The 13,713-nt window shown below is 55.5% G+C and carries 13 protein-coding genes; 5 read left to right on the top strand and 8 right to left on the bottom strand.

Annotated features, from left to right (window positions below; translation table 11 throughout):
• Positions 1 to 21 precede the first annotated feature (21 nt).
• Complete coding sequence (locus V6F78_RS09940) at positions 22 to 426, bottom strand: flagellar basal body-associated protein FliL (protein WP_047291789.1); 405 nt, start codon at positions 424 to 426, stop codon at positions 22 to 24.
• 249 nt (positions 427 to 675) lie between these two features.
• On the opposite strand from V6F78_RS09940, the gene V6F78_RS09935 reads away from it, so the two are divergent.
• Genes V6F78_RS09935 through V6F78_RS09925 form a run of 3 tightly spaced genes read left to right on the top strand, consistent with a single transcriptional unit; the run spans position 676 to position 3,247 of the window.
• Entirely contained in the window at positions 676 to 1,644 is a 969-nt protein-coding gene (locus V6F78_RS09935; protein ID WP_139048371.1) for a hypothetical protein, read from the top strand.
• Entirely contained in the window at positions 1,641 to 2,990 is a 1,350-nt protein-coding gene (locus V6F78_RS09930; RefSeq protein WP_332727093.1) for an S-type pyocin domain-containing protein, read from the top strand. Before V6F78_RS09935 ends, V6F78_RS09930 begins: the two co-directional genes overlap by 4 nt.
• On the top strand, positions 2,987 to 3,247 hold the full coding sequence (locus V6F78_RS09925; RefSeq protein ID WP_080963730.1) for a bacteriocin immunity protein: 261 nt from the start codon (positions 2,987 to 2,989) through the stop codon (positions 3,245 to 3,247). The genes V6F78_RS09930 and V6F78_RS09925 overlap by 4 nt, the downstream gene beginning before the upstream one ends.
• 258 nt (positions 3,248 to 3,505) lie before the next feature.
• Here V6F78_RS09925 and V6F78_RS09920 read toward each other — a convergent pair whose 3' ends face one another.
• Positions 3,506 to 3,925: a TonB family protein gene (locus V6F78_RS09920; RefSeq protein ID WP_139048362.1), complete on the bottom strand. Its 420-nt coding sequence runs from the start codon at positions 3,923 to 3,925 to the stop codon at positions 3,506 to 3,508.
• 323 nt (positions 3,926 to 4,248) lie between these two features.
• Here V6F78_RS09920 and glpT point away from each other — a divergent pair, with 323 nt between their 5' ends.
• Positions 4,249 to 5,592: a glycerol-3-phosphate transporter gene (gene glpT / locus V6F78_RS09915; RefSeq protein ID WP_047272823.1), complete on the top strand. Its 1,344-nt coding sequence runs from the start codon at positions 4,249 to 4,251 to the stop codon at positions 5,590 to 5,592.
• On the opposite strand, the gene V6F78_RS09910 is transcribed toward glpT, so the two are convergent.
• A complete protein-coding gene (locus tag V6F78_RS09910) occupies positions 5,589 to 6,236 on the bottom strand; it encodes a gamma-glutamylcyclotransferase (protein ID WP_047272822.1) in 648 nt (215 codons plus the stop codon). The two genes, glpT and V6F78_RS09910, sit on opposite strands and share 4 nt — an antisense overlap.
• 240 nt (positions 6,237 to 6,476) lie before the next feature.
• On the opposite strand from V6F78_RS09910, the gene V6F78_RS09905 reads away from it, so the two are divergent.
• Positions 6,477 to 6,956 (top strand): sn-glycerol-3-phosphate transporter, encoded by a 480-nt coding sequence (locus V6F78_RS09905; RefSeq protein ID WP_169838104.1) that lies wholly within the window; start codon positions 6,477 to 6,479, stop codon positions 6,954 to 6,956.
• Between the two features lie 91 nt (positions 6,957 to 7,047).
• On the opposite strand, the gene V6F78_RS09900 is transcribed toward V6F78_RS09905, so the two are convergent.
• From V6F78_RS09900 to trxA, 5 genes are all read right to left on the bottom strand, one after another.
• The gene (locus V6F78_RS09900) at positions 7,048 to 8,016 is read right to left on the bottom strand and encodes a CDP-6-deoxy-delta-3,4-glucoseen reductase (RefSeq protein ID WP_169859179.1); all 969 of its coding nucleotides are present in this window, start codon (positions 8,014 to 8,016) and stop codon (positions 7,048 to 7,050) included.
• Positions 8,016 to 9,482 (bottom strand): 4-hydroxy-3-polyprenylbenzoate decarboxylase, encoded by a 1,467-nt coding sequence (gene ubiD, locus V6F78_RS09895; protein WP_047272820.1) that lies wholly within the window; start codon positions 9,480 to 9,482, stop codon positions 8,016 to 8,018. The genes V6F78_RS09900 and ubiD overlap by 1 nt, the downstream gene beginning before the upstream one ends.
• An 88-nt stretch (positions 9,483 to 9,570) precedes the next feature.
• Entirely contained in the window at positions 9,571 to 11,553 is a 1,983-nt protein-coding gene (locus V6F78_RS09890) for an acyltransferase family protein (protein ID WP_332727088.1), read from the bottom strand.
• A 122-nt stretch (positions 11,554 to 11,675) separates the two neighbouring features.
• On the bottom strand, positions 11,676 to 12,935 hold the full coding sequence (gene rho / locus V6F78_RS09885; protein WP_047291176.1) for a transcription termination factor Rho: 1,260 nt from the start codon (positions 12,933 to 12,935) through the stop codon (positions 11,676 to 11,678).
• Positions 12,936 to 13,169: 234 nt separating this feature from the next.
• Complete coding sequence (trxA, locus tag V6F78_RS09880; protein ID WP_016783018.1) at positions 13,170 to 13,499, bottom strand: thioredoxin TrxA; 330 nt, start codon at positions 13,497 to 13,499, stop codon at positions 13,170 to 13,172.
• Between the last annotated feature and the right edge of the window lie 214 nt (positions 13,500 to 13,713).

The following is a 13,713-nucleotide window of genomic DNA, read 5'->3' as shown; positions in this document are numbered from 1 at the left end:
CAGACGAGCGCTGGGCCAGGCTTACTGAACGATCAAGTTATTGAACAGCAGATCATCAACCTGCGGCTTGCCGGTCTCGTCGTTCAGAACCTGCTGGATCTGCTTCAGCGCTTCCTGGCGCAGCTTCTCTTTATTCTCGACATTGCCCAGGGTTTCGCTGGTCTGCTGAGTGAACAGACCCACCAATTGGTTGCGAATCAACGGATCGTTTGCCTTCACGGCCTTGGCCGCTTCGTCGCCCGTGACGCGCAACGCGATATCGGCCTTGTAGACCTTGAGCTTCGGGCTGCCATCCAGACCGTAATTGCCTACAAACGGCGGGCTCAGGCTGATGTAGCTGACCTTGGCCTCGCCTTCTTTCGCTTCTTCGGCTACCGCTGCCATCGGCAAGGACAGGGCCAGCATCATCAAGATCCACGCTTTCACAATTCGCTCCTTTTTACGGTTGGGGGCAAGCATACGGGTCGTTTGGCCCTGGCCCAAGGGGTATAACTAATTGACGGACATCACCCAGATGGGCTGTTGACATCACTCTTTATGTTATCGGCCGAAATGGGAAAAGCCATAGCACGCTATAAAAACATAATTAAAAACCCATCAAATACAATACATATGTACCCCACTCTTTGCTGAAAGCGCGCGTACGTTTGTCCTCCACACAATAGGAGACAATGTATGAGTGACCCTGACTGGGTACCCGGTAAAACACTGGAGATTGGCGTAACACAAATAAGGGCTTATGAAATAGAACCCACATTTTTAAACTCATTAGGCCGAGGCGATGGCGCCGCGAATCGTTTAGGCCCTCCACCTACAGGACAATTCGGCAGCATAAACACATGGGGGCCTACCACCGGACCGCGCCGTGGAGAAGGTCAAGGAAAAACGATACGAGATCTCCCGGCGCTATCCGCATCTCAAGTGTTTTTTGAAGAGACTGCGGTAATGGCAGACCAAGTAGAGCGCGAGTACGCTGCCCTTGCCCACACACTTTCAGACCACATTAAAAATGAACTGGATGCCGCCAAAGCGCACGTTAAAAAATTACAACTTCCTTCAGCGCTTGAAGACACCAAAAACTTTCAAATGATCGTACTGAGCCTCATCGAACAGAAAATCATTAACTACCAACAGCTGACGCATGCTGCGTTTTCTTTATATGACCAAAATCCTTTTTATTTGATGAAGGAACTGTCTTCGAAACGAGTACAAGAAGCCCTGACTGCCACCACCCGTGATGCACGCGCCACCTTTTACGAAGCCTACCAATCAATAGAATATGCCTACAAAGCAGCACACGAACTAAAACTGCACAGCGGCGCTATTGAGCTACTGAGCAAAGATCTGCCCGAACTGGCTATCCGCCAGGCCAGTCTCGAGCAAGAAAACGCAACCTTTGACACTGACGTGATCACTCTACTCAATAACAGAACCCGCGTTATTAATAGCGAGCTCAACATACACTTTCAACAGCTCGCTTATTTTCTCCAGGAGGCAATCACCACTCGCACATCTTCTTTGAACAACCTGTCTCACCACACATCCTCAACCATTATCTATCCACTATTAATAAACTTATCATTCAGCACAACGCCTCTGTTCGCCCTTTTCAAAAAAAGAATCGACAGATCACCTCGCCTTTGAGCAAACCCGAACTAGAAGCGTTAAGTAATCTTGTCAACTTACAAACCACTAAAGTCATTGGTAAAGCATGGGCCGATTACCACAAAGCTTTACTGCATACTGAGTCTGTGCGTCATCTAACAAAGATGGCGAACGCCCTTACAGCCTTGCGCGATCGGGCCAACCGTATCGAGGAAAACCAACATGAGTTCAGCGCCAGGCTGATTGCTCAGCAACAGGCAGCCCAACGCCACGCAGAACAACTGGCTCGCGAAGCCGATTTTGATGCTGCCAATACCTTTTCGGCTTCCGCAAGTATTGCCACCACTCGCCCCCTGATATTGGGTTATGGGCCACGTATCGGGTTAAGTGAATGGGCGAGCGAAGCCTTGCAGACGGCCATTCAAAGAGCCGTCGTGCGCGTGCTGTCCACCCCTTCAATCGCTTCTGCAATTGCGATTGCAGCCTATTCATCGACACTAGGCGACGGCGAGCTTAAAGGCGCAAGTATTCCGCTCTATTACCTGATTGACCCCGTCCCTAATGATTGGCAGGTGATGAGCGGTCAAACAGCAATTTTGCCAACACGCTTAGGTATTGAAAATCGTAATAACAAAACGACGCTCTATATCGCTTCAACTGCTGAGGGTACGCCGTCACCCCATGTAAAAGTCATGCCCGCACGGTGGGATACTCAAAAAAAATATTACTGGGCCACTCTTGCAGATACAGCACGCACCACTTTAACGTGGTCACCCAGCTCGGCACCAGGAGGTGAAGTTTCACTCTCACCGGGCTTACCTATTGAACAACCTGTTTTGACGGTGTATACCGGGGATGTACTTTCCCCCATAGACCCTACTCTTGAAATCTACCCCGCAGTTGATGATGTAGATTTCAGAGACTACATTATTTGGTTTCCGCAAGACTCAGGCTTACCACCTGTTTATGTGATGCTCAAAAGCCCACGCGATGAACCGGGGGTTGTGACAGGGGTCGGATCGGTTGTTACAGGGCTATGGTTAAATGAAACAACACGTGGTAGAGGAGCCCCTATTCCTGCGTCTATTGCTGACCAACTACGCGACAAAAATTTTGACAGCTTTGATAAATTCAGATCTGCTTTTTGGGCGTTAGTGGGCCGCAACGGAGAGCTATTAATACAATTTTCACCGGGCAACCGAGGGTTAATTAAACGCGGGTTCGCACCAAAAGCTCTCGAAGATGATTGGGCCAGAGGGAGGACAACATTCGAGCTGCATCATGTGCATGAAATACAGAATGGTGGTGATGTATACAACCTTGATAATTTAATGATTGTTACCCCAAAAGCACATATTAACTACCACGAAGCGAGCAAACCATGACATTTAAAAACTCTATCACTGACTACACTGAATCTGAGTTTCTAGCATTGGTAAGAGCAATATTTTCACAAAATGATAACCCAACAGAAGCAACTCTTGATTCATTAATCGCTCATTACGTAGCTATTGTCGAGCGCCCCAACAGGGCAGATCTTATTTATCATTGCACAGAAGAAAACTACACCCCTGAAATTGTTACTCGAATCATAAAAGACTGGTATGCCGAAAACGGTAAATCTTGTTTTAAACCAGGTTAACCATGCGACAGCTAAGTTTTAAATAGTGGGAAACAGAGAGTAAGGCTTGCCAACTTCTAATAAAAAATTAAGACTAAATATAAAAACCACACAGCGCATGAACTCATTGAGTCATTCACCAAAATAGGGGACATTATCTTCATCCCCAAAGAAGAGAACAGCATCCTAATTGAACATTTTCAAGCCATTACCCCCCCCCGGAAGGCCTTGGTTTGACTCTGTGCATCGAAGCAGGGATTGCCAAGGATCCCCAGAACCTCATACGAATAGTGAACGAATGGCGACTGCCTCAAGGAAAACCGGGCTCAAAATCCTTTTGACAAATGTTGATGCCGTCTCTTCAACGGCATCAACCTGCTTGGGGTTGTCACCCTCAAGCGGCCAGCTCGAAAACCGCCACTCACGAATGACATCAAGGGTGGCGCTCGAAAACGCCGGATGAGCGCTGTAACGAATGTTCGGATCAACCACCGAACCCTGCGCGCTCACCATAAAGTGCGCCCGGACTACGCCGCTCATACCCATGCGTTGCAACTCAATGGGGTATTGAGGCTTCACCTGGTAGATGAGCGATGGCACAAACGTATCCGCACCCGCGCTTAAGCACATGAGTAACCCGACCAACAACACAAAACACTTCATTGCCAAGCCCCACATTTGCTGATGCGCCAGGTCCACGCATAAGCGGTCAATAATAAAAATGTGTAGCTAATTCTTGCAGGTCATAGGCTCCGAACCTCTCGTGGGAGGCTTCCGATCAAACCGCTCGCACTGCGCTTATAAACATCAGAACAGCGGCTTAATCTGCCGGCTTCAGGGCATTTCCCACATTTGAAACCTGTATTGGGCAGCGGGTTGTTTTACACCTGTGCGACATGTTCATAAGTGAACATGTCATGTGGGTTGTTTCCGTTCGTTTCAGTTGAGAAGGCCTGTCATTTTCGGTAACGAAAATGTAACGTTCGGGCCCGCCGATATAACAAGAAATTTGGAGCTCTTGAATGTTTGCTTTTTTCCGACCTGCCGCTCATCAGGCACCGCTGCCTGCTGAAAAAATAGACAGCACATATCGACGCCTGCGATGGCAGATTTTCGCCGGTATCTTTTTTGGTTACGCAGGCTACTACCTGCTGCGTAAAAACTTCTCGCTGGCCATGCCGTACTTGATTGACGAGGGATATACCCGGGGTCAGTTGGGTGTAGCGATGTCTGCAATCGCCATTGCTTATGGCTTGTCGAAGTTCCTCATGGGCCTGGTGTCCGACCGCTCCAACCCGAGGTTCTTCCTGCCGTTTGGCCTGATGATTTCAGCGGCCGTCATGTTCATTTTCGGTTTCGCGCCCTGGGCCACGTCCAGCGTGACCATGATGTTCATTCTGTTGTTCATCAACGGATGGGCGCAGGGCATGGGCTGGCCGCCCAGTGGCCGGACCATGGTGCACTGGTGGTCGCAGAAAGAACGCGGCGGCGTGGTGTCTGTGTGGAACGTGGCCCACAACGTGGGTGGCGGCTTGATCGGCCCATTGTTCTTGCTGGGCATGGCGTGGTTCAACGACTGGCACGCCGCGTTCTACGTACCCGCCACCGTTGCGCTGCTGGTCGCACTGTTTGCGTTTATCACCATGCGCGACACGCCTCAATCCGTGGGTTTACCGCCGATTGAGGCGTACAAAAACGATTACCCGGCCGGTTACGACGCCAGCCACGAAGACGAATTCAGCGCCAAAGAGATTTTCGTCAAATACGTGCTGCGCAACAAAATGCTGTGGTATATCGCCCTGGCCAACGTCTTCGTCTACCTGCTGCGCTACGGGGTTCTGGACTGGGCACCGACCTACCTCAAAGAAGCCAAGCACTTCACCGTGGACACCACGTCGTGGGCGTACTTCTTCTATGAATGGGCAGGTATTCCGGGGACGCTGCTGTGCGGCTGGATGTCGGACAAAATCTTCCGCGGCAACCGCGGGCTGACCGGGATCGTGTTCATGTCACTGGTGACAGTCGCGACGCTGGTGTACTGGCTCAACCCGCCGGGTAACCCGACCGTCGACATGATCGCGCTGTTCTCCATTGGCTTCCTGATTTACGGGCCAGTGATGCTGATCGGTTTGCAGGCGCTGGAACTGGCACCCAAAAAAGCCGCAGGTACGGCGGCCGGCTTCACGGGGCTGTTCGGTTACCTGGGCGGTTCGGTGGCGGCCAGCGCGGCCATGGGCTATCTGGTTGACCACTTCGGCTGGGATGGCGGCTTCGTACTGTTGATCAGTGCGTGCCTGCTGGCGATCGCGTTCATGATCCCCACCCTGCGCCACAAGAAAACAGCCAGCGAAGCGCGTAACGCTTAAGGCTTGATTGATCCACAGCGCTTGAGCCGCGCCTCCAGATGACGGTCTGGCATGGCGTGGCTGCGCAGGGCGTTTACGGTCTGCTCCACATAGTCGCGGGTGGTGCCGTAACGCCCGCAGGCGTTGGCCAGCACCTGGCCCAATACGTCATCTGGCAGATTGCCCGCATAGCTGGGCAGGTGCCGCTCCAGCACAAACCCCAACGCTTGTACCTGCGAACCGTCTTCAAGCCGGCAGGTCAGCCAGTGCGGCCGATAAGACGGCACGGGCATCTCCCGCAGCCACAAGGCATAGAGGGCAGCGTCGAGGTTCTCTTCCGGTAGCCGATAGGCAAAGCCGCTGCATGAGCCACCCCGGTCCAGTCCGAACACCAAACCCGGCAATTGCGGGGTACCACGATGTTCGTGTGACCACAGGTACAGCCCGCGGTGATAGCCATGCACCCGACCGCGCACACGTTCAACCGCTGAACACTCCGGGCGCCAGATCAGTGAGCCATAGGCGAACAACCACACCGGTCCGCCTTTATGGCGCGCCATGGTGCCGTGCAGCGAGCTGCGCAATTGTTCAGGGGTCAACGGCGCCCCGAGATCAAGTCGCGGCGGGTAAGCGGGGGTCAAGCAGGTTGATTCAATGACAGTCATAACGAATGGGTACAGGCCTTGCGCACTTGCAGGATGTCCACAACATAACGTGCTGAATCTTATAGCACTGAATGCGAAATGACGCGCTTGGCCTGACATATGGCCACTGGGTCATGCAAACAACGCGATGCCAAACCGTCGGGCGTCGACTTGTTCCGGTCACGTTCAGGTTAACGCTCACCCACCTCTTTATAGTGGCCCGCCACTGGCGCACGCCAAACTGCCGACAGAGGCCCACCCATGAAGAAATCCGGAATCTGTGGCGTGTTGATGTTGGTCAACGCCAGCGCCGCGATGGCGCACGATGAAGCGCAACAGCAGGATCGAGATTTTTGGTATGCACAGACCAGCGTTTACACCCGGCATTTTTCGCCCGACCCCGAGCACAACAACCATCAGGACCTGATCGGACTCGAATACCACCACCGCTCAAACTGGCTGGCGGGTGCGGCGACCTTTCGCAACTCGTTCAGGCAACGTTCTTACTACGCATACGGCGGCAAGCGCTTCGACAGCGAGTCTTATCCCCTGTACTTGAAGCTGACGGGCGGGTTGCTGGAGGGCTACCACGGGAAGTATCAGGACAAAATCCCGCTCAATCGTTTTGGCGTGGCGCCGGTGATCATCCCGTCCGTGGGCGTTCATTACGGCCCGATGGCCAGCGAGCTGGTATTGCTCGGCTTCAACGCCGCCATGGTGACCACGGGGTTACGTTTTTAATCCTGGCAGGCGTGAACTCAAGGCGTGCGCGGGCACCCGCCGGTGCAGCCACTGTCGCGGCGCGGGGCTGCGACAGGCTGCACACGATGCATCAGGGCCGTGGGCTGTACGCAAAGACGTCGGCGCGCATCTGGTGGGCGTCCATGCCTGCGGCGACCAACGCGTCCAGGGTGCCGTACACCATGGCCGGGGACCCGCTTGCATACACGTAGACAGCACTCAGGTCGTGGATGTCTTCGCACACGGCTTCGTGCAACAACCCACAACGACCTTCCCATCCGCACAGGTCACTGACCACCTTGTGCAAGTGCAAATTCGGAATGCTCTGCCACGCGTCCCACTCTTCCAGGGTGTAGAAGTCTTCAGGACGACGAACGCCCCAGTACAAATGCACCGGATGCGGGAATCCTTTCTCCCGGCAATGCTCGATCAGGCTGTGCATTTGCGCCATGCCGGTGCCCGCGGCGATCAACACCAGCGGGCCGTCGGGCAATTGGGACAAGTGCGTATCACCGAACGGCATTTCAACCCGGATCATTGCGTTGCGTTGCAGTTGCTCGATCAGGCGGCGGGCGCTGTCTTCGCGCACTAACACATGCAGTTCGAGGTCGCGCCCGGCGTGTGGGGCGCTGGCCAGCGAGAAGGCGGATTTTTCACCGCTCTCACGCTCCAGCATCACGTATTGGCCCGCGTAATAGCGAGGTGGCTTGCCCGCAGGCGCACGCAGACGCACGCGCCACACATCGCCGCCCATTTCGCTGCATTCGGTCAACTGACAGACCACGCTGCGCACCGGCAACTCTCCCAAGGCAAGCACACCGTCCCACAACACGACGCAGTCTTCCTGCGGCTGCGCCAGGCACGTGTAGATCTCGCCATGGTCACGCGTTTCGCCCGCCTGCTGGACGCGTCCTTCAACCAGCAAGGCGGCGCACACATGGCAATTACCGTTGCGACAGCTTTGCGGGCATTCATAGCCCAGGCGCTGCGCCGCATTCAGAATCGGCTCGCCGGGCAAGGTGTCCAACACCGCGCCTGACGGCTGCAAGGTAACTCGCATCAATCTATTCCCAATTGGTTCCAGATGTCATCGACACGGCGGGTCACTGCTTCGTCCTTGACGATGACCCGCCCCCATTCGCGCGTGGTCTCGCCCGGCCATTTGTTGGTCGCATCGAGCCCCATCTTCGAACCCAGACCGGACACCGGCGAGGCGAAATCGAGGTAGTCGATCGGCGTGTTGTCGATCATCACCGTATCGCGCTTGGGGTCCATGCGCGTGGTAATGGCCCAGATCACGTCGTTCCAGTCGCGGGCGTTGATGTCGTCATCGGTCACGATCACGAACTTGGTGTACATGAACTGGCGCAAAAATGACCACACGCCGAGCATGACCCGCTTGGCGTGCCCAGGGTACGACTTCTTCATGGTCACGATGGCCATGCGATACGAGCAGCCTTCAGGCGGCAGGTAGAAGTCGGTGATTTCCGGGAACTGCTTTTGCAGGATCGGTACAAACACTTCGTTGAGCGCCACGCCCAAAATCGCAGGCTCATCCGGTGGACGGCCGGTGTAGGTGCTGTGGTAAATCGGCTTGATCCGATGGGTAATGCGTTCAACGGTGAAGACCGGGAAGCTGTCCACTTCGTTGTAGTAACCGGTGTGGTCGCCGTACGGTCCTTCCGGTGCCATTTCACCCGGATGAATCACGCCTTCAAGGATGATTTCCGCCGTGGCAGGCACTTGCAGATCGTTGCCGCGGCACTTCACCAGTTCGGTGCGGTTGCCGCGCAACAGACCGGCAAACGCGTATTCGGACAGGCTGTCAGGCACTGGTGTCACGGCACCCAAGATGGTCGCGGGGTCAGCGCCGAGCGCCACGGAAACAGGGAATGGCTGACCGGGGTGTTTTTCGCACCACTCGCGGTAATCCAGCGCACCGCCCCGGTGGCTCAGCCAGCGCATGATGACTTTGTTACGGCCTATCACTTGCTGCCGGTAGATGCCGAGGTTCTGGCGATCCTTGTTCGGGCCCTTGGTAACGGTCAGGCCCCAGGTAATCAGCGGCGCCACATCGCCCGGCCAGCAGTGCTGCACCGGCAACATGGCCAAATCGACATCGTCGCCTTCAATCACGACTTCCTGGCACACCGCGTCTTTAACGACTTTCGGGGCCATGGAAATAATCTTGCGGAAGATCGGCAGTTTCGACCACGCGTCCTTCAGACCTTTCGGCGGCTCTGGCTCCTTGAGGAACGCCAGCAGTTTGCCAATTTCACGCAATTCGCTGACAGACTCAGCCCCCATGCCCATGGCCACGCGCTCTGGCGTGCCGAACAGGTTACCGAGTACCGGGATCGTGTGGCCGGTCGGGTTTTCGAACAGCAACGCCGGGCCTTTGGCGCGCAGCGTGCGGTCACAGATTTCGGTCATCTCCAGCACTGGAGAGACGGGAATCTGGATGCGTTTCAACTCTCCGCGCTGCTCTAGCTGCTGCACGAAATCCCGAAGATCCTTGAATTTCATTGACGTTGGCACCCTCAAAATAGGCGTACATCCTACCTGCAATGCCGCCCGCTGGCAGCTTATCGCTGCTGGGCGGGCGGATTTGAACTCACTTCACGCCCAGCGCCCTGGCGCCTGCCACCTCTTGGAACAGCGGAGCGAGCACAGGAAGCAGTAAGCGGGCACCGATCTCGGACAGGTGGTTGTCATCGGTATACAACGAATGGCCCTCCTGTTCGGCCCGGCACAGGCCCGTGTCATCACACAGTTGCGGCGTAGGGTCCAACACCTTGACGCCGGGGTCGTTGGCAGCGAGTTGAGCGAACAGTTGGTTGATAAACGCCTTCTGCTTGAGGTGCTCGGCCAGGGCAAAACCGGTGCCCGAGGTCGGCTGATGCAACATCGCCAGCCGACTCAAGCGATACGGGGGGTTAAACGGTTGCAACGGGGCTTCTTTCATCAGCCACACCCGGTGGCCGGCCCTGCGCAGCTCATCAATGCGCGTGCGCAACCCGTCTGCCAGACGCTGCTCAGCGATGGCCCGGTCATAGTGGCCGTCCGCCACCTTGAGCGCATGGCCCTTGTCGCCCTTGGCGTCGCCGTCGAGGTACAGGCTCCAACGTGCCACCAGCATTACGTCGCCGACCGGTTCGGCATTGAGCGTCTGTTCCACGCGCCGATTGTAGTGGGCACACCGCTGGCCATGTTCTAGCCCTTGCAGCGGCAAACAGCCGGCCGAACTGGCCAACATGACATTGACCCCGTACTGCCGGGCGCTTGCGTCCAGCGCCGGAATCAACGCCGTGGCATGACTGTCGCCCCACACCAACAACTGCGCTGGCGCATCGGGCGTGCCGTAGCGGCAAAACGGGGTGTCTGCCGGGCTTTTATCATCGGTGATGCAGGCCATCAGTTCGGCCCGCCATTTGCTGGCGTTGGCGTATTGCAATGCCTGCTCTGACAAACGGGACGGCAAGCCATCCGTCCAGCGCAGCGCTTGCCCCGCCAGCCCCAACACCACAATGCCTAGCGCTGCGGCGGTCAGAATCTGACGACGCCCGGCCAGCCATCGACGTTCACGGAACGGGGTTTCAACGAATCGCCAGGATAAATAGCCAAGGATCAACGTCAGCGCGATCAGCGCAGCGGTCAACACGGGGCCGAAGTCATCCACACTGGCATAACTGCCAAACACGAACACCGGCCAGTGCCACAAGTACCAGGAATAAGAAATCAGACCCAGCCCGACCATCACGCGGGTGCTCAATACCTGACCGACCCACGTGCGGTGATGCTCGTTGGCCCAGATCAGGGCCACCACGCCCACTACAGGCAACAGCGCTGCGGCACCGGGGAAAGGGGTGCTTTTGTCATAGCCGAAGACTGCCACCAGTATCAGCGCCAACCCCAACAGGCTGAAGCACTGCGCTGCAGCTGGCGTCAGACGTTTCTTGGGTTCAGGCGCGATGGCCAGCATGGCGCCGGCCAATAGCTCCCATGCGCGCATCGGCAGCAGGAAAAACGCTTTCTCCGGGTGATGCGCCACAGCCCAGACGCTCAAGCCAAATGAAATCAGTAACAGGCTGAAAAAGGCCATGCGCCAGTGCCTGAAACGGCTGGAAAGCAACGTCAGTATTAGCGGGAAGACGATGTAGAACTGCTCTTCAACCGCCAATGACCACGTGTGAAGTAACGGTTTCAGATCGCTGGCGGCGTCGAAGTAGCCTTCCTGGCGCATAAACAACAGGTTGGACGCGAACATCACTTGGTAGCGCACCGAGCGCCCCAGCTCTTCGTAGTCCTTGGGCGCCATCAGGAACCAGCCCGCCACCAATACCGCCATCAGCAAGACGAACAAGGCGGGCAAGATCCGTCGCGCGCGACGTGCCCAGAACTCGACGAAGCTGAAACGTCCGGCTTCACGCTGACGCCAGATGATTGAAGTGATCAGATAACCGGAAATGACGAAGAACACATCGACGCCCACAAAGCCGCCGGAAAAACCGGGTACACCAAAGTGAAACAGCACGACAGCAATCACGGCGACTGCACGCAGGCCATCAATATCCCTGCGATAAACAAGAGAACTCATAACGCTCGAAACTCGCTAATACATTGTTTTTGTTGACCTGAGTTAAGCACAAACCTCCCTTTTTTATGTTTAAAAAAAATGGCGCCCTCCAGGGGCGCCATTTTTTGAGTCGAGAAACCGTATTACTTGCGTTTCATCGACAGGAAGAACTCGTCGTTGGTCTTGGTCTGTTTCAGCTTATCGATCAAGAACTCAATGGCGGCCACTTCGTCCATCGGGTGCAACAGCTTGCGCAGGATCCACATGCGTTGCAGCTCGTCGTCCGCGGTCAGCAACTCTTCACGGCGTGTGCCGGAGCGGTTGATGTTGATCGCAGGGAAGACGCGCTTTTCAGCGATCTTGCGGTCCAGAGGCAGCTCCATGTTGCCGGTGCCTTTGAACTCTTCGTAGATCACTTCATCCATCTTCGAGCCGGTTTCAACCAGCGCGGTGGCGATGATGGTCAGCGATCCGCCTTCTTCGATGTTACGTGCCGCACCGAAGAAACGCTTTGGCTTCTCAAGGGCGTGGGCATCAACACCACCGGTCAAGACCTTGCCGGAGCTCGGGATCACGGTGTTGTAGGCGCGGGCCAGACGGGTGATGGAGTCAAGCAGGATCACCACGTCCTTTTTGTGCTCAACCAGACGCTTGGCCTTCTCGATCACCATTTCAGCCACTTGCACGTGACGGGTTGGCGGTTCGTCGAAGGTCGACGCAACCACTTCGCCGCGTACGGTGCGCTGCATTTCGGTCACTTCTTCAGGACGCTCGTCGATCAACAGAACGATCAAGTGAACTTCAGGGTTGTTACGCGAAATGTTCGACGCGATGTTCTGCAGCATGAGGGTCTTGCCCGCTTTTGGCGGAGCAACGATCAGACCGCGCTGACCTTTACCGATTGGCGCGCAGAGGTCGATCACACGACCGGTCAGGTCTTCGGTGGAACCGTTACCGATTTCCATCTTCATGCGAACGTTCGGGAACAGCGGGGTCAGGTTCTCGAAGAGAATCTTGTTTTTCGCGTTCTCAGGACGATCGTAGTTGATCGTGTCGACCTTCAGCAGGGCGAAGTACCGCTCGCCTTCTTTTGGCGGGCGGATTTTACCGACGATGGTGTCGCCGGTGCGCAGGTTGAAGCGACGGATCTGGCTGGGCGAGACGTAAATATCGTCAGGGCCGGCAAGATAGGAAGCGTCAGCAGAGCGCAGGAAGCCGAAGCCGTCCTGGAGGATCTCCAGCACGCCATCACCGGAGATTTCCTCGCCGCTTTTCGCGTGCTTTTTCAGCAGGGAGAAAATCACGTCCTGCTTGCGCGAACGGGCCATATTTTCTATGCCCATTTGTTCGGCCAATTCGAGCAGTTCGGTAATCGGCTTTTGCTTGAGTTCAGTCAGGTTCATATAGGAATGACGTAATCATTTATGGAGGGGGGAAATTAAGCTTTTGGCTTAATGAGGCCGCGCCGCAGAGAAGGCGACAGGATCGCGTACTAATTCGATAAGGGGTGCGTCGGCGACGGCTTGCAGGGGGCAGTGGAGAAACCAGTGCGGGGCCGAATGTAACACTTGCTTTTCATAGCGTCTAGTCCTTGAGCCATGAAAAAGCCCCGCATTTAGCAGGGCTTTTATCGACACTTAAATGTTGGCGTCGAGGAATGCAGCCAATTGCGACTTCGACAGCGCACCCACCTTGGTGGCTTCGACATTGCCGTTCTTGAACAGCATCAACGTCGGAATACCACGTACGCCATGCTTGGCCGGGGTTTCCTGGTTTTCATCAATGTTCAGCTTGGCAACAGTCAGCTTGCCTTTGTACGTCTCAGCGATCTCGTCCAGAACTGGCGCGATCATTTTGCAAGGGCCACACCATTCAGCCCAGTAGTCGACCAGTACGGCGCCTTCAGCCTTGAGAACATCGGCCTCAAAGCTAGCGTCGGTGACGTGTTTAATAAGATCGCTGCTCATGGAAGTCTCCGTGGTGGTAAGCAAAAACGTAGCACATCATAGCCGTCATCACTGCGTTCAGGAAGCTGACGCTTGATTGACTATAACTATAGTCAGCCATGAGCCGGCGTATGCAGAAGGTTTTAAGGCAGGGGCTGCCGTTCAGCCGGTCAGATTACAGCTGACGTGCACTGAGAAAAAAACTTTGATCCCTATCAAGCCATCCGACATCACG

The sequence above is a fragment of the Pseudomonas sp. ESBL9 genome, assembly GCF_036668715.1.
Lineage (GTDB): Bacteria > Pseudomonadota > Gammaproteobacteria > Pseudomonadales > Pseudomonadaceae > Aquipseudomonas > Aquipseudomonas lundensis.
Note: the sequence above shows the minus strand (reverse complement) of the source record. Positions and strands in the feature narration are given on the sequence as shown.